The sequence below is a fragment of the Sphingomonas mucosissima genome (assembly GCF_002197665.1).
In the GTDB taxonomy this organism is placed as follows: domain Bacteria; phylum Pseudomonadota; class Alphaproteobacteria; order Sphingomonadales; family Sphingomonadaceae; genus Sphingomonas; species Sphingomonas mucosissima.
In genome coordinates this window covers 1,460,286-1,475,683 of the sequence record NZ_NBBJ01000001.1, presented here as the reverse complement: position 1 = coordinate 1,475,683, position 15,398 = coordinate 1,460,286, and the positions used below count along the sequence as shown (strand labels likewise).

General features: G+C 62.6%; 13 protein-coding genes and 1 tRNA gene. 9 read left to right on the top strand and 5 right to left on the bottom strand.

Annotated elements, in window-relative coordinates:
• The first annotated feature begins 12 nt into the window (after positions 1-12).
• A complete protein-coding gene (locus SPMU_RS06990; RefSeq protein ID WP_088333002.1) occupies positions 13-528 on the top strand; it encodes a DUF2141 domain-containing protein in 516 nt (171 codons plus the stop codon).
• A 9-nt stretch (positions 529-537) separates the two neighbouring features.
• Here SPMU_RS06990 and SPMU_RS16645 read toward each other — a convergent pair whose 3' ends face one another.
• Positions 538-855, bottom strand: coding sequence for a hypothetical protein (locus SPMU_RS16645; RefSeq protein WP_140418419.1), 318 nt, complete (start codon positions 853-855; stop codon positions 538-540).
• A gap of 267 nt (positions 856-1,122) precedes the next feature.
• Here SPMU_RS16645 and SPMU_RS06980 point away from each other — a divergent pair.
• From SPMU_RS06980 to SPMU_RS06970, 4 genes are all read left to right on the top strand, one after another.
• Positions 1,123-1,199, top strand: a tRNA-Arg gene (locus SPMU_RS06980).
• A 979-nt stretch (positions 1,200-2,178) separates the two neighbouring features.
• On the top strand, positions 2,179-2,811 hold the full coding sequence (locus SPMU_RS17460; RefSeq protein WP_342746431.1) for a TonB-dependent receptor plug domain-containing protein: 633 nt from the start codon (positions 2,179-2,181) through the stop codon (positions 2,809-2,811).
• Positions 2,808-5,159: a TonB-dependent receptor domain-containing protein gene (locus SPMU_RS06975; RefSeq protein ID WP_342746437.1), complete on the top strand. Its 2,352-nt coding sequence runs from the start codon at positions 2,808-2,810 to the stop codon at positions 5,157-5,159. The genes SPMU_RS17460 and SPMU_RS06975 overlap by 4 nt, the downstream gene beginning before the upstream one ends.
• A 232-nt stretch (positions 5,160-5,391) precedes the next feature.
• Positions 5,392-6,078: a TetR/AcrR family transcriptional regulator gene (locus SPMU_RS06970; protein WP_169715645.1), complete on the top strand. Its 687-nt coding sequence runs from the start codon at positions 5,392-5,394 to the stop codon at positions 6,076-6,078.
• 167 nt (positions 6,079-6,245) lie between these two features.
• On the opposite strand, the gene SPMU_RS06965 is transcribed toward SPMU_RS06970, so the two are convergent.
• Together SPMU_RS06965 and SPMU_RS06960 are read right to left on the bottom strand one after the other, a co-directional pair.
• Complete coding sequence (locus SPMU_RS06965; RefSeq protein WP_088332999.1) at positions 6,246-7,994, bottom strand: DUF885 domain-containing protein; 1,749 nt, start codon at positions 7,992-7,994, stop codon at positions 6,246-6,248.
• Positions 7,995-8,034: 40 nt separating this feature from the next.
• Positions 8,035-8,940, bottom strand: coding sequence for a DMT family transporter (locus SPMU_RS06960; RefSeq protein ID WP_088332998.1), 906 nt, complete (start codon positions 8,938-8,940; stop codon positions 8,035-8,037).
• A gap of 574 nt (positions 8,941-9,514) precedes the next feature.
• Between SPMU_RS06960 and proS the strand changes: the two genes are divergently transcribed.
• The 3 genes from proS to SPMU_RS06950 are packed head-to-tail and all read left to right on the top strand — an operon-like array spanning position 9,515 to position 11,478.
• Complete coding sequence (gene proS / locus SPMU_RS06955; RefSeq protein ID WP_088332997.1) at positions 9,515-11,050, top strand: proline--tRNA ligase; 1,536 nt, start codon at positions 9,515-9,517, stop codon at positions 11,048-11,050.
• On the top strand, positions 11,050-11,187 hold the full coding sequence (locus SPMU_RS17200) for a hotdog family protein (protein ID WP_245832833.1): 138 nt from the start codon (positions 11,050-11,052) through the stop codon (positions 11,185-11,187). Before proS ends, SPMU_RS17200 begins: the two co-directional genes overlap by 1 nt.
• Entirely contained in the window at positions 11,188-11,478 is a 291-nt protein-coding gene (locus SPMU_RS06950) for a hotdog fold thioesterase (protein ID WP_245832831.1), read from the top strand. It begins immediately after the preceding gene.
• Positions 11,479-11,640: 162 nt separating this feature from the next.
• Here the strand turns inward: SPMU_RS06950 and trmB are convergent, their stop codons facing one another.
• Positions 11,641-12,318 (bottom strand): tRNA (guanine(46)-N(7))-methyltransferase TrmB, encoded by a 678-nt coding sequence (gene trmB, locus SPMU_RS06945; RefSeq protein WP_088332996.1) that lies wholly within the window; start codon positions 12,316-12,318, stop codon positions 11,641-11,643.
• 64 nt (positions 12,319-12,382) lie between these two features.
• On the opposite strand from trmB, the gene SPMU_RS06940 reads away from it, so the two are divergent.
• Positions 12,383-13,012 carry a phosphatase PAP2 family protein gene (locus SPMU_RS06940; protein ID WP_088332995.1) on the top strand — a complete coding sequence of 210 codons (630 nt, stop codon included), beginning with the start codon at positions 12,383-12,385 and terminating at the stop codon, positions 13,010-13,012.
• A gap of 182 nt (positions 13,013-13,194) precedes the next feature.
• Here the strand turns inward: SPMU_RS06940 and SPMU_RS06935 are convergent, their stop codons facing one another.
• Positions 13,195-15,348, bottom strand: coding sequence for a TonB-dependent siderophore receptor (locus SPMU_RS06935; RefSeq protein ID WP_088332994.1), 2,154 nt, complete (start codon positions 15,346-15,348; stop codon positions 13,195-13,197).
• Between the last annotated feature and the right edge of the window lie 50 nt (positions 15,349-15,398).

Genomic DNA, 15,398 nt, shown 5'->3' with positions numbered 1-15,398 from the left:
AAATCACGAGTTATGAAGACTTTGCCGCTTATCGCTGTTGCTGCCTCCTTGCTCGCCGCCCCCGCTGCGGCACAGGGCGGGGGCGCAATCCTCGGCCCCTATGCGTCTCGTTGCAGCGCCGGGAATGCCCCCGCAATCCTGGTCACCGTCGTTGGCATGAAGGCTCGAACCGGCAACGTACGTGTGCGGACGTTCGGTGGTGCAACGTCGACGTGGTTCGAGAAGAAGAGGTGGCTGACCCGGGTCGAAGTGCCAGCGCCTGCGAGTGGCCCGGTTCGCGTGTGCATGCCCGTCTCCGCGCCCGGCACCTATGCCGTCGACCTTCGCCACGATGTCAGCGGCAATGGAAAGACGGATCGCTCCGATGGCGGAGGCGCATCTGGCGATCCGAAGGTGACGCTCATCGACTTTATTCTCGGGCGCAAGCCTTCGCCCACGGTGACCGCAGTGCGGGTCGGGAACGGGGTGACCGAGATCAATGTGACCGTCATGTACTTGCAGAATGGCGCTTTGCGGCCTGTATCATAGGCGCCGTGCCTACGCTGGCGCGAGCCGGGCTTGTAGGGTCGCGATCCGCTCCGCTTGGCGCTTCATAGCGGCGCGGACCCGATCGGCGGCTGTGGTGAGCGGCTGATATTCGGGCGCCAAGGACAGCGCGCGTTCGCTCGCCAGATCATCGAGAGTGAGCGCGATTTCCGATGTCGACGAACGCAGCGCGTCCAGTTCGGCCAAAGCCACCTGCGCGTTTAGCCACGCTTCACTTCCTGCGGCAGTGCCTCTCGCCGAAGCCACCAGCCGCTCCCCCCGAGCGCCAGCCGCGTCGAAAGCAGCGGCGCGCTCCTCCAATATCTTCATGGCATCAGCTATTTTCGCGTCTAGCGCGGGATCGGCTACATCCGGCGCCGGAGCAGCGATGACTGGCTCCTCCCAGCTCCGTGATTCGGTGACCCGGGGCAGCAGGGAGGGGTAACTCGCGGGAGCGGTGCACCCTGTGATCAACAATCCCGGGATCAGCGGTGGGAGGAAAGCGCGCAAAAACATGGCTCGTGCTTACTTTTTCACAAAGTAGCCCGCAACGCCCTTGCGCAATCCGAAAGTCGCTTATATCAGCGCCACTCCAACGCGCCCGTAGCTCAGCTGGATAGAGCATCAGACTACGAATCTGAGGGTCGGACGTTCGAATCGTTCCGGGCGCGCCATTCTTTTCCTGAGGGAAAAGAAGAGGATATAGGGGTGGCGAGAGCCGCCCCTTTTTCTTTGTGGCGGTACTTTCCGGCGGACCCTAGCGAGCGTCCCCCTCTTTAAGCTAGACGCGAACTTTAGTTGTCCGGTGCGCGGTATGGGTCAGCCCTGCCATTCATGCTGGCTGGCTATCCGCGAGTGCCACCCGCAAACTCCAGCCGGGCGCAGACCTCGACTGCGAGCATGTATCCTTCTTATCTCTGGCTAGAGCCGTGGCGCCATGAAAGCGAATCCGCAGCGTTGCCGCCCAGCTTCGTTCTCGTGCGTGCCGCCGAGCTGACTGTCCGCGCAAGGCATCACAGCATCGCCGGCAGGGCTGTCACATGCAGAAGCGCCCGTTCTTGCCGAAGCACAGGACCGCGACAGGATCACCGTTATTGAACGTGCTGCCGGGAATCGGACGCCGCCATAGTCACTTTGGGCCGCCTGAACTTGCCTGCGCCGCTCGGCCGCTTCGAGCGACGGACGCTAAAGGCGGCCGCGATGGCAGATTACCATCCTGCCGAATCGGCCATGCCTCGGCTTCAGAAGCATAAGCAGTTGCTAGGGCGTCATTCTCCAGCGACGCCAGTTGGCGCCGCGCGGGGCGGCGAGAGCATGAACTGTACGGACTGATTTGGTCTGCGGCGCAGCCACCATCGCCAACAATCGACATGATGTCCGCAGCGACGCAGAAGGCGCCGCTACGTTAAGCTCGGCCGGGGGAGGCGATGACCCAGAATGCTCGCACAATGATGCTTCAAGTGCTGCTCGCGATCAACTCTTCCGGTCCAAGCAATACTGCAAAATTACGGTACGATCCGATACGTTATTAGTAACGTATTACAATGATGCGTAGGTTGCTTGACGAGTGAAATTTTCACGCGCAGCATTTGTCTGCAAGCGAACATACCGCAGACCGGCTCAAGCCGGCGCGGGCCTTAGGGGAGGATCTCGATGCGTAGAATCGAACTGTTTGGCGCGACCGCAATGGCGCTGGTTGCGCTACTGCCGGGCGTCGCAGTGGCACAGGCCACGCCCGAACCGGCCATTGCTGAGGGAGCGCAGCCGGGACAAGGCAGTGGCGCACCCCAAGGTGCTGGCAGCGATGCATCCAGCAGCGACTATGGCACAGATATTGTCGTTACCGCGCAGCGCCAGGCGCAGACGCTGCAGGCTGTGCCGATCGCGGTCAGCGCCTTTTCTGCCGCGGCGCTCGAGGCGCAGCAGATCGACAATGCGTCTGATCTCCAACTGACGCTCCCCAACGTTACCTTCTCCAAAGGTAATTTCTCGGGTGCCAGCTTCACCATCCGCGGCATCGGCGACCTTTGCGTCGGCATTTCGTGTGACGCCGCGACCGCCATACACCTCAATGGGTCGCCGCTGCTCGCCACCCGCATCTTTGAGACAGAATATTTCGATCTCGAACGGGTGGAGGTCTGCGCGGGCCGCAGGGCACGTTGTTCGGCCGCTCGGCGTCGTCGGGCGTCGTCAACTTCATCAGCGCCAAGCCGCGCACCGATAAGTTTGCCGCTGCGGGCGAGGCGGAATACGGCAATTTCGATTCGATCCGCGCCAAGGCGATGATCAACGTGCCGCTAGGTGAGACTCTGGCAGTGCGCCTCGCCGGTTTTTACCTCAACCGCGACGGCTATACGCTCAACACCTTCGACAACAGCCGCATCGACGGCCGCAACATGTATTCGGTGCGTGGTTCGATCCGGTGGGAGCCGTCACTCGATACCTCGATCGACTTGCTGGCATCGTACTTCAAGGAAGACGATAATCGGCTGCGCATCCAAAAGCAGCTTTGTCAGACCGATCCGACCGGTGTGCTCGGGTGCCTCAACAATCGGCGTGACGCCGGACGTACCAATACCAATTCGACGTTCAGCGGCACGTTAGGCAGCCGTGAGTTCTTGTCGATTGCTTTCGCAAACCCGACGCTCGGCAATGCTTTCGGGCTTGGCAGCCTTTATGGGCAGGATGCTTACGCCGGCAACCCGATCCTCACGGATCCACGCGAGGTGTTCACTGCGTTCAACCCAACCTACGAAACTGACGAACTGACAGTCCAGGGCAGGATCGAGCATAATTTCGGCCCAATCAAGGCGCAGCTGACCGGCTTCTATCACGAAACGTCGGTCGACTCTTCGCAGGATTATAACCTGGGTGTCAGCAATCGATCGCTCATCCAGCCGACTCTCAATACGCTGGCCGCTGCGGCCGCAGGGGGGGTGCCCGGGCTGCCAGCGGCCTATTTCCAGCCGATCGCACGCGCATTGATTCCCAACGGACCACAGGGTGACCTTTGTACCTCGCTACCCGAAAAGTCGGGCCTTGGCGTGTACGGCGGGTTCAGCAGGTGTGGGCCGATCCCCAATGCCTACGATCGTTCAGTGCAGAAGACGCGTGACTGGTCGGCTGAGGCGATCGTGTCCTCGGACTTCGACGGCATGTTCAACTTTCTGCTCGGCGGCATCTACGTCGACGCAAAGGTTCGCGATGGCGATTACTACGTCAATGCCTTTGCGATCGACTATGTCACCGGTATCCTCGGCACCTTTGGTGCGCTGGGAGCCGGCCGGCGACCGGAATTTTCAGCCACCCCGTTTTTCCGCAGCAACACCGATCTGTTTCGCCTGAAATCCTACGGCATCTTCGGCGAAACCTATTTCGACATCTCCGAACGCCTGAAGCTCACCCTCGGTGCGCGGTACAACAACGACAAGAAGTACGTGCGTTCGCGCTCGACGCTCGCCAGCTTTGGCGTGCCGTATACGCAAACAGGCAGCGCGTTCGACGCGCCGCTTGCCGCGAGGTACGATGCCGATCCGGTGATCGCAGGGATCCAGCCCTTCGCAGCCCGCAGCCGAGCCTTTGATGAGATCACCGGCCGTGCGGTTGTGGACTACCGCATCAGCAACGACAACCTGCTCTACGCATCGTTTTCGCGCGGCTACAAATCCGGCGGTTTCAACCCTCCGGTGCAGGTTCCTGAACTGACCGTACCGGATGCGTTCCAGCCGGAAATCATCAACGCCTTCGAGATTGGATCGAAGAACACGTTTGCCGACGGCAAGCTGACCCTGAACCTCACCGGCTTTTATTATAAGTACAAGGGCTTACAGCTTAGCCGCATCGTTGCGCGTACCTCGATCAACGATAACATCGATGCCGATATCTGGGGCGTCGAACTGGAGTCGGTGGTGCGGCCAGGCCCCGGCTGGATCGTCAATTTCGGCGCAAGCTACCTGAACACCAAGGTCACTTCGGACGCGCCGTTCATCAATCAGCGCGACGTATCGGGTGGCAACCCCAACACCGTTATCATCAAGGATATCGGCAACGGGTCGAACTGCGTCGTACGCGCCAACGCCGGTGGATCGGCCGCGGCGCAGGCGTTCGTAGCCGGCGTCAACTCGGCGCTTGGGCTGCGGGGTCCAGCAGCCTTCCCGGCCGACGCCAATGTTGGCGCGGCGACCGGCGCCTTTGGTCTGTGCTCGGTGCTGACCGGCGCCTCGGCCGGCACCGCAGGCACGATCTCGGTACTCGAGGGCATCGGCGTCAGCTTGAAGGGCAACGAGCTGCCCCAGGCACCGATAGTGAAGTTCTCGGCCGGCGTGCAGAAGACCTTTGACTTCGCCAATGGCATGAGCCTCGTACCGCGCGCCGACCTGACCTATACCGGCGATAGCTACGGCAACATCTTCAACGGCCGTATCAACCGCATTCAGGGCTATGAGCAGGTCAACGCTCAAATCCAGCTGAACGGCATGGACGATCGGTGGTTCGTGCGGGGCTTTGTTCAGAACTTGTTCGACAACAATGCCACCACCGGCCTGTACCTGACTGACCAGTCATCAGGCCTTTTCACCAACATCTTCACGCTGGAACCGCGCCGCTACGGCATCGCGGCGGGCTTTAAGTTCTGAAAGTACAGATGGCCGGTCCGCTGCGGCGGGCTGGCCATCCCGACAGCGGGAGAACTGTCCGGGGCTGTTGACCGAGGTCAGGGACGCCGCCGCGCAGAGCGGCGACGGCCACCACCGATGTCACAGGCGAAGTGCGCGCGAACCTTCGGGCGCCGCGACGCAACCTCGGCGCTTGTTCCCGGTGCGTCAACGAATGCCCCGCCGCGAGCGGGGTCAGGTGAACGGGGCTGTCATGACCAAGAGCGACGGACGTGCGCTGCCGCCTCATCCGATGGCAAAGCAGCACAACGCAACGATGGACCGTATTCTCGACGCGGCCGAAGAGCTTTTCTCGCAGCGTGGCGTTGAGCAAGTAATGCTCAAGGATGTCGCGGAGCATGTAGGCGTCCATAGTTCGCTGCTGCGCTACTATGTTCGCGACAAGCAGGACTTGTTCGAGGCCGTGTTGACGCAGCGTACGCCGATCACGAGCGCGCGACGGCTGGCCGCCCTTACACGGTACGAGCAAGAGCAGGCGGGCAAGTTGACGGTCGAGGGAGTGTTACACGCCTACCTAGATGCCGCGCCCGATCCCCGGCTGCGCGATGATCGCGGGTGGCGGCATTTCGGCGAGCTGGGCGCGCGGGTCACCGCGCCGCTCGCCGGAGGCGAGGGGCTGATCGACATGCATTTCGACCCGGTGATGCTGCGACTGATTCAGCTGCTGAAAAAAGCGCAGCCGGCGTGCAAAACCGAGGACATCTTGTGGAGCTGCCATTTCATGTCGGGCGCGCTGGCGATCACGCTTGCTGGCGTGTGGCGCGCGGGAACGAAAACAAGCAAGGGCTGCGCAGTCTACGACCTCTCGGTCGCTAAAGAGCGACTGATTGGCTTCGTCGCCGCTGGCCTGCGCTACGGCCACAAAATAGCAACCGTTTAGCGTCTCAGGCCGCGGGCGCATGAACTGCGTTGTGTTCGGTCGCATTTGGGCTCAGACCTGTTCATAGCCCGAGCGCCGAAGCTGCCGCGTGCGTAGCCCAGAGGAAGTCCGCGCCGACCTTTTGTGACCAACTCAGCGCGGTGTGAGCGCTTGCCCGCGGCTCCGCCTCACTCCGCGAGTTCCTTGAGATAGGGTGACGGCCCGCCCTCGGCGATGAACCGGTTCACCCGCGCCTCAAGCACCGGCAGCGGCACACTGCCCAGGCTCAGCACCATGTCATGGAAGTTGCGGATGTCGAACTTCTCGCCGAGTGCCCTTTCCGCCTTGGCACGGCCACGCTGGATCGCAAGCTGGCCCAGATAGTAGCTCAGCGCCTGGCCCGGCCAGCCGATATAACGATCCACCTCAGTGGTGATTTCGTGCTCACTCAGCGCCGTGTTCTCGCGGAAATACTGCAGCGCCTGGTCGCGCGTCCATCCCTTGGCGTGAATGCCGGTATCGATCACCAGCCGCGCCGCGCGCCACGCTTGGTAGGATAGCATACCGAACCGCTCATACGGCGTACGGTAGAATTCCATCTCGTCTCCGAGCCGCTCGGTGTAGAGCGCCCACCCTTCGCCAAAGGCAGAGATGTAGCTGTTGCGCCGGAACGGCTTCAGCGTCGTGTTCTCGATCGACAGCGGCATCTGGAACGCATGTCCCGGCGCGCTTTCGTGGAGCGTCAGCGCAGGCAGCTGAAACAGCGGGCGCGACGAGAGATTGTAGGTGTTGACGAGGTACGTACCGGGCCCGCCGCGCCCGGCGGTGTAGAAGGGCGCGATATCAGGCGGCACCTCGATGATCGCGAACCGCTGCCGCGGCAGCCGGCCGAACCACTTGCCCGCCATCGCGTCGAAGCGCTTTGCGTGCCATGCGGCTTCCTTCATCAGCTCGTCGGCAGTTTTCGGGTAGAATCGGGGATCGGTTCGCAGAAACTTCAGAAACGCCGGCAGATCGCCGGCAAACTTCGCGTCCTTTTTCACCTGCTCCATCTCGGCGCGGATCTTAGCGATCTCGGCAAGACCGAGCGCGTGAATCGCGTCGGGCGTCATATCCAGCGTGGTAAAGGCGCGGATCCGGCTGCGGTAGTATGCCGCGCCATTGTCATAGCGCGTCGCTCCCAGCTCGTCCGTCATTCCGGGGAAGTAATCGGTGCGCAGGAACGACAGCAGCGTCTTGTGCGCGGGCACGATCTGCTCGGCGATGATCGTGCGTGCCTCAGCTTGCAGCGCTTCACGACGGTTGGCAGGCATCGCCGGCGGGAGCTTCGCGAAGGGTTGATAATAGACAACAGACGTCGGATCGGTCGCGGAGGCGATCGTCCCAACCGCCTTGTCGCGCCCCTTCATGATAACGGCCGGTGGCGTGAAGCCGCGCTTCAGGCCAAGCCGCATATTATCCGTCTGCTGCGCCAGATAGCGCGGCACGGCGCGCAGCCAGCTAAGGTAGCGGCGATAGTCCTTCTCACCGCCGGCGAAATCGCCCCGAGCGGCATAATGAAGGTCGCTCCAGAAGGCGCTATCGCCGTTCAGCGGCTTTTCCCATTCGCGGAACTGCTCTTCATCGATCTGCGCGGCGATCTGGGCGCGATAGACTTGCCAATCGATCAGCGTATCCGGCGACAGTCTCTTGGTATCGACAGCTTCGAGCTTCGCCAGCGTCCCCTTCCAATAGGTCAGCCGGCGCGCATGCGCATCGGCCGAGACATCAGGAAGACGATCGTCCACCACGCCGGGTCCGGATTCCGCAATCCCTTCACTCTGGCGCCAAGCCCATTCTGCCTGCCAGATGGCGTCAAAGGCAGCGTCGGCGGCGGTTGCGGCGGGGGCAGGGGCGGCGGCAGCGGCGATCAGGGCCAGCGGAGCGAGCAAAGGCATGGCAGACTAGGTGTCCGATCAGGCCCGTCCTCGCAAGCACTCACTCCTGCGAAATCGCGCCTCGCGTAGCTTTCTGCCGCCGCACATGCTCACGCCACACGATGTAGAGCCCCGACGCGATGATGATCGGCGCGCCAATCCAAGTGCTCGGCACCGGCAGCATCCCGAACATCAACCAGCCGAACAGGGTCGCCCAGAGGAGCGCGGTATAGTCCATCGGCACGACCAGGCTGACGGCGCCCAATTGCAGCGACCGCGTCATTGCGATCTGCGCCACGCCGCCGAGCAGCCCAATGGCGAGCAGCAAGGCCCACACCAGCGGCGGATGCGCCTTCACCGAAGAGGCATAGACCAGCGACAGCGGCACCAGCGACAGTGTGGAGAACCAGAAGACGGTCGTGAGCCCCGCTTCCGTCTTGCCGATGGTACGCAGCAGGATGGAGATGCAGGCGGTGCAGAACGCCGCACCAAGCCCGGTGGCTATTCCGAGCAGCGGGATGTGCCCGTCCCCCGGCTGCGTCACGATGAGCACCCCGATGAAGCCCGCAAGCACGGCGGCCCACCGCCGCCACCCCGTCGCCTCGTGAAGCACCAGTGCGCCCAGCACGGTCGCAAATATGGGCATGGAAAACCCGATCGTCGTCGCCTCTGCGAGCGGCAGGAGCAGCAACGTCCAGAAAGTCAGGGACATGGCGGTGAGCCCAATCACGCAGCGCAGCACATGCGCGCCGAAGCGCTGAGTCTTGAGCGAGGCGAAGCCCGGTCCTGTACCGACGATCGCTCCGACTAGCAGCGCTGCCCCGAATTGCCGCCAAAACAAGATCTCGCCGAGCGCCGCGCCATGCGCCTCCGCCAGTTTGATCACGACGTTCATTGTCGCAAACAGCGCGACGGAGGTTAGGCGCAGGCCGATGGCGTGCGAAAGAGACTCTGAGCCAACTGCCATCCAGCCCGCATATGGCAGGGCTGTAGCGATAGGAATGACTTATCTACAGCAGCCCGGCGGCTGCGACGACGCAGGCTTCCTTGTCGTACGGCGGTCGTTCGGCGGTGCGTTTGTCTCCGTTTTGGTTGCGAGAGTGGATTCTTGAGCCAAGTTCGACATACAGTAGATCGAGATGTTGAGCGTATTGAACGTGATGCGGTCGCTCATGAAACCTCCCCGTTTGTAGCTGTATTCATAATTTTCGTACAAGGTAGCGGGACTAGCATCTGAATGGAGAGATACGGCAATAAAGGTCCAGAATGGAGGAAATATATCGCCTCGCTTTCGGTGTGAATGTCGGACTGAAGGGCTCTGAGATCTGCTTGAGTTCAAAGCGGGTGGTTTGACTATCACGATGGTGCATCGCAGTGCTTGATGCGGGGTCCGATATTCGCACGATTAGATTTCTGAATAGGAGACGGCTCAGACCGCTTGAACGGCGGTGTCTCGTCGGGAAGTCGCTGGTCTGGTTGTACGTGCCTCCCAGCGCAACTCCCGCTTGGCAGCAGGGCTAAACCGCCGCTATCCGCGCCTGATGATCAAGCATGCACTCCCCGTCACGCGCGAGGCGGATTTCGCCGCCTGGTATCAGGCTGTCATTTCGGAAGCCGACCTCGCGGAGGAATCGGGCGTGCGCGGCTGCATGGTCATCCGGCCGTGGGGTTATGGCATCTGGGAACGCATCCAGCGCCTGCTCGACGATCGCATCAAGGCGACCGGCCACGAAAATTGCTATTTCCCGCTGTTCATCCCGCTCTCCTATTTCGAGAAGGAGGCCGAGCATGTCGAAGGCTTCGCGAAGGAGATGGCCGTTGTCACCCACCATCGCCTCGTCGCCGATGGCAAGGGCGGCCTGACCCCCGATCCCGAGGCGAAGCTGGAGGAGCCGCTGGTCGTTCGCCCAACCAGCGAAACGGTGATCGGCACCGCTTTCTCGCGCTGGGTGCAGTCGTGGCGCGACTTGCCCGTGCTCATCAACCAATGGGCCAATGTCGTCCGCTGGGAAATGCGCACCCGCATGTTCCTGCGCACCAGCGAGTTCCTCTGGCAGGAAGGGCACACGGCCCACGCCACCGCAGACGAGGCGCGCGAAGAGACGCTCAAGATGCTCGAAGTCTATCGCGACTTCGCCGAAAACTGCCTGGCGCTTCCGGTCATCGCTGGCGAGAAGCCGGAGAATGAGCGCTTCCCCGGTGCCGTCGCGACCTATTCGATCGAGGCGATGATGCAGGACGGCAAGGCGCTCCAGGCGGGTACCAGCCACTTCCTAGGCACCAATTTCGCCCATGCGCAGAACATCCGCTTCCAGAATGCGAACGGCGAGCTCGAATACGCCAACACCACCAGCTGGGGTGTGTCGACCCGCATGATCGGCGGCGTCATCATGGTGCATGGCGATGACGACGGCCTGCGCGTGCCGCCGCGCATCGCGCCGTGGCAGGTGGTGATCGTCCCCATGTTGCGCGACAAGCCCGAGGACGCCGAGCTGGTCGACTATTGCAAGGCGCTGCAGGCATCGCTCGCGCGGCAGACCGCGCTGGGTGAGCCGGTCCGCGCGCTGCTCGACCTTAAGCCCGCAAAGGCCGCGACGAAGCGCTGGAGCTGGGTGAAGAAGGGCGCGCCGATCATCGTCGAGGTCGGCCCGCGCGACATGGCGGGCGGCAACGTCTCGGTCGTTCGCCGCGATCGTTTGTACCGCGAGGACGGCAAGCTCGACAGCGCGATCGTCACGCGCGAGACGTTCGTCGAACAGGCCGGCGCAATGCTGGAGGACGTGCAGGTCGCGCTTCATGCAGAAGCGACCGAGCGGCTGAAGACCAGCATCAGCCCGGTCGATGACTGGGCCGGCGTCGAGGCCATGTTCGCCGACAGCGCAGCCAAGCCGGGCTGGGCCGATGTTGCGTGGTCGCGGCCGACTGGCGCGGAGCTGGATAAGGTGGTCGAGCGGCTGAAGGCGCTGAAGCTCACCATCCGCAACGCACCGATGGGGCAGACCGGCCATCCCGGCGCTGCCTGCATCTTCACTGGCGGTCTGGCGGTCGAGCGCGTGCTGATCGGAAGGTCCTACTGATGGCGATCTGGACCCGCCCGATCGAACTTGTGCAGCTTAATGCCCTAGGGGAGGGCGTTCTTCCCGGCCTGCTTGAGATCGAATTTACTGATTGTGGCGACGATTGGCTGCGCGCCCGGATGCCGGTTGGCAAGTAAGTGCACCAGCCGTTTGGGCGCCTTCATGGCGGCGCGTCGGTGGTGCTGGCCGAAACGGTTGCGTCGGTCGCGGGCGCAATGGCTGTTCCCGACGGCAAGGTCACGGTCGGCCTGGACATCAACGCGAACCACGTCCGCGCTGCCCGTGACGGCTACGTCCATGCCACCGCGCGGGCCGAGCAGCTCGGCCGAACGACGCAGGTATGGACGATCCGGATCGAGGATGATGCGGGAAAGCTCATCTGTCTTTCTCGAATGACCGCTGCGGTAATTGACGCGGCCGCGAGATAACGCACTCCGGCCAGAACTGTCCGATCTCGGCCGGATCCATTCCGCCCCACACCCAGGGTCAGACCAGCCGCGCGGTAAACCCTGACGAGTCTTGCCGGCCAGAACCGCTATCAGGAGCGGTGACGGAAACAGCCTCGGTCGGTAGCGCCGTGGATCGGCACATCAACTCCGGCGGAAGGTCATGTACCACACCTCGTGCCCTTGCTCCCTGGCTTTTCGCTCATACCGTGTCTCCGGCCAATCCGCCGGCCGCTCCAGGAAATCGCCGGGCCGCTCAGCAAGCCACGTGAAGTCTGAGCGCTGCGCCATGATCATCATCGACCAGCGGCAATATGTCGGATCATCGGTACCCAGTCGGAACTGCGCGCCTGGCTTCAGCTTGGCTGCAATCAGGTCAAGCGGGCCATGGTTCATCATCCGCCGCTTCGCGTGACGCGCCTTGGGCCAGGGATCGGGATGCAGCAGGTACACCGCATCCAGCGACCCGTCCGGCAGTCGCTCAGCGACTTCCAGGGCGTCGCCCATGTACAGGCGCACATTTCCGAGCGATCCGTCGCGGATATGGCCAAGCGCACCCACCACGCCGTTCAGGAAAGGCTCGCATCCGATGAAGCCGGTGTCCGGCCGGGCAGCCGCCTGGGCAGCGAGATGTTCGCCTGCGCCAAAGCCGATCTCTAGACGCAGCGGCCTCTCGTCCCCGAACAGGCGAACGGCGTCAATCGCTCCCTCAGGCACCGCCACCTTGGGCAGGAGATCATCGACAAGTGCAGCTTGTCCCTTGCGCAATTTGTGGCCCTGCGCGCGACCATAGAGCCGACGGATGGTGGCGGGATCGTTCATCGCCGGCTCGATAGCGTCACTCCGTCGCGGAGCAAAGCGGCACCAGCGTCGTTGGTAGCCGGCCATGGGAAAGAACAAGAACAAGGTCGAGCAGCTCGCCAAGGCCGAACACGAGTTGGTCGGGTCAGTCGCTGCCAGTCGCGAACGCAAGCCAGTGGCGTTCTTGGGTGCGGCAAGCGAGATTGCGGATCAGCCTCCGCTTGTCGCCTTGTCGCTGGCGACGATCGCGGCGGGTGCGTTGCTTCGCCGGCGCGACATCGCGCGGACCGGGGCGAGAATGCTCGTCGCACATGCCCTTGCGACTGGGGGCAAGACCATTTTGAAGCGCTCTATCGACCGCTCCCGGCCGGCCCAAGCGTTGGAGGATGGGGAAGCCAAGGTTGGAGCGGGCAGAGGCGCTGACGACACTGGGTTCAACTCCTTTCCCTCCGGTCACACCGCGGGAGCGGTTAGTGTTGCAGAGGCGGTCGCGCATACGGCGCCCGAGTTCGCCCTGGCCGCCCGGTCGAGCGCGGCCGCGGTCGCGGCTGTCCAGCTGCCGCGCGGTGCTCATTATCCCACCGACGTTGCAATCGGCGCGATCATCGGCTGGACCGCGGAACGCCTCGCAGGTTTTCTCGTCGACGCAGCCGAACGGGCATTGGACCGACTAGTGGAGCAGCGCCGCGACGACGCCGAAGCTCGCCGTCATTGAGTAGCCGTCGCCGGCGGTCACAAAGGCGAGTTGCGGTAGCCGCTCGTTGAGAATCCCCACGGACAGCTACCGCGAAGTCACGGAGTACGTCCGAAAAGCCATTCTCTCCCCATCTGAGCTCTACGTTGACGAGGTAATCAGGACGTCAACGCTGATCCACGAAGAGTTTTCTACAGGATCGTTCAATAGCGTACGCTCAAGGTGCCGAGCACCGTGCGCGGTGGGCCGTAGAAGCTCTGGTCGAAGGTCAACGCGCTGAGGTGACGGTGGTTCGTGACGTTGCGGATGTTCACGCTCACCGACAGCTTCTCGTTAAGCTCATACCGTCCCATCAGGTCCACCAGTGCGTAATCACCCTGTTCGAGCCGGATCGGATCACCCGCAGGCGTCAGGCCGCCCGGCTCGAAATAGAAGTCGCTCTGATACTGGACGGACGTACCCAGCTTGAGTCTCGGCAGCGCCGGCGGCGAATAGGTGATCTTCAGCCGGCCGAGGTTGCGGGGCACGAACGTGCGTTCGGGTTGATCATTCTGGCCGCGAATTCGCATCGTCGTGAAACCCCCGGTCGCTTGCAGGCCGGGGGCCAGCTCGCCGCCGAATTCGAGCTCGACGCCCTGCGACTTCGCATCGACAGGGACGAAGACGGTGCGGCCAAGCGCAGGGTCGAACTGGCCGAATGCCGTGTTGTTCTGCCGCGCCTGGAACAGCGCTGCGCTCGCATAAAGGCGGCCGCCGAACCATTCCCCCTTGATGCCCGCCTCAAGATTGTCGCCGACGATCGGCGGCAAGATCTCGTTGGTGGCGCTTACCTCGACTTGCGGACGGAAGATCTTGGCATAGCTGCCATAAAGGCTGAGGTTCGATGATAGGTCGAACGTCGCGCCGACGAATGGCGAGAAGCGCGAACGATCATAGGCTTGGGGTGTGTTATAGGACACGCCCTCGCTCGTGGCGTGGGTGTAGTTTCCGCCAAGCATGATCTTGAGCTGATCGGCAAGGTTCACACGCACTAGGCCATAAACCGTCTCGCGCACCGAATGCGTATCAAGGCTCAGCGTGTAGGGCGTCGGAAAATTTACGCGGGGGAACGCGCCGTCAAAGAAGGTGTCGAGCGACAGCGGGATGCCGACTTGGCTGTAATCGTAACTCGAATACTGGCGATAACGCTCCGCGCCGCGTTGAAGCCCAAGCACCACGTCGTGATCACGCCCGCCCACGGCCAGCTTGCCGCTGAGATAGGCGTCGATCGTCAGGTTGCGGGTCTGACCGCGAAACGCGCCGGGATAGCTGAAGATCGCCTTCGTATCGTCCGGTTTATCGGGATCGCCGAAGTCGATGCCGCCCGGTGCGCCGCGCACCGGATTGCCATAGACATAGAACAGCTGGTCGTCCTCGCTGTTGGCGCGGCGCAGTACGGACAGCTTTCCGGTCCAGCCATTGCCGAACTCATGTGTCAGATCCCCGAAGATCTGGCGTTCCACCACCCCCCAGGATGACCATTCCGGCGCATAGTTTGAGGTGCGATCGAATTCGAGCCGAGTCCCATCGGTATAATAAAGCGGGATGGCGCCCCACATCGCGCCACGGCTGCCGTGATCCTGATGGCCGTAGCCCGCGCTAAAAACGGTGTTGGGGCCGAGATCGGCCTCGACAATACTATAGCCGGTCCACCGGCGGAGGCCGTAGCGATCCAGGTGGCTATCCGTATCCAGGAATGCGCCGACGGCCCGGGCGCGAACGGAGCCATCCTGCGTCAGCGGTACGCTCACATCGGCATCCAACCGCAGACTGTCGTAAGAACCATATTGCACGCTCCCGGAGGCCTTGAGGTCTCGATAGGGGCGCTTGCGGATGAAATTGACCACCGCGGACGGATTGCCGGTGGGCGACAACAGGCCAGGTGCGCCGCGCACCACCTCAATGCGATCATACACCGCGGTGTCAATCGAGCCCGTCTGGATACCGAAGGAGAACGGAAGGCCTATGCCGTCGATCTGAAAGGTCTGAATGTCGAAGCCGCGCGCCGAGTAATAGATACGGTCGGTATCTGAGGTGAGCACGCTGACACCCGGCACCGTGTTGAGCAGCGCATTCACGTCGTTGAGCTGGAAATCCTCGATTTGAGCCCGGGTGACGACGCTGATCGACTGGGGGGTCTCGCGCTGGCTCATCTGGATGCGCGTGGCGGTACGCTGCGTCTGAACGCCGTAGTTGTTGCTGCCTTCACTGCGCTGACCCGTGACCACGATGTCGTCGTCACGCTGCGGCTCCGGCGTGGTCTCCGCAGGAACGACAGCGGCGGCAGCACTCGCCAGCAACACGCTTATGACACTCATTACGCCCTCCCGGAATCAGTCCGCAGCCGGTTAGAAGGGCAGTTCCGCTA

What these genes read in the sequence shown, in the direction of transcription:
- SPMU_RS06965 (WP_088332999.1), bottom strand. Translation starts at nt 7,994, where the DNA reads ATGCCTTTGCTCGCTCCGCTGGCCCTGATCGCCGCTGCCGCCGCCCCT.
- trmB (WP_088332996.1), bottom strand. Translation starts at nt 12,318, where the DNA reads ATGAACGATCCCGCCACCATCCGTCGGCTCTATGGTCGCGCGCAGGGC.
- SPMU_RS06935 (WP_088332994.1), bottom strand. Translation starts at nt 15,348, where the DNA reads ATGAGTGTCATAAGCGTGTTGCTGGCGAGTGCTGCCGCCGCTGTCGTT.
- SPMU_RS06970 (WP_169715645.1), top strand. Translation starts at nt 5,392, where the DNA reads ATGACCAAGAGCGACGGACGTGCGCTGCCGCCTCATCCGATGGCAAAG.
- SPMU_RS17460 (WP_342746431.1), top strand. Translation starts at nt 2,179, where the DNA reads ATGCGTAGAATCGAACTGTTTGGCGCGACCGCAATGGCGCTGGTTGCG.
- SPMU_RS06940 (WP_088332995.1), top strand. Translation starts at nt 12,383, where the DNA reads ATGGGAAAGAACAAGAACAAGGTCGAGCAGCTCGCCAAGGCCGAACAC.
- SPMU_RS17200 (WP_245832833.1), top strand. Translation starts at nt 11,050, where the DNA reads ATGGCGATCTGGACCCGCCCGATCGAACTTGTGCAGCTTAATGCCCTA.
- SPMU_RS06975 (WP_342746437.1), top strand. Translation starts at nt 2,808, where the DNA reads ATGATCAACGTGCCGCTAGGTGAGACTCTGGCAGTGCGCCTCGCCGGT.
- proS (WP_088332997.1), top strand. Translation starts at nt 9,515, where the DNA reads ATGATCAAGCATGCACTCCCCGTCACGCGCGAGGCGGATTTCGCCGCC.
- SPMU_RS06960 (WP_088332998.1), bottom strand. Translation starts at nt 8,940, where the DNA reads ATGGCAGTTGGCTCAGAGTCTCTTTCGCACGCCATCGGCCTGCGCCTA.
- SPMU_RS06990 (WP_088333002.1), top strand. Translation starts at nt 13, where the DNA reads ATGAAGACTTTGCCGCTTATCGCTGTTGCTGCCTCCTTGCTCGCCGCC.
- SPMU_RS16645 (WP_140418419.1), bottom strand. Translation starts at nt 855, where the DNA reads ATGAAGATATTGGAGGAGCGCGCCGCTGCTTTCGACGCGGCTGGCGCT.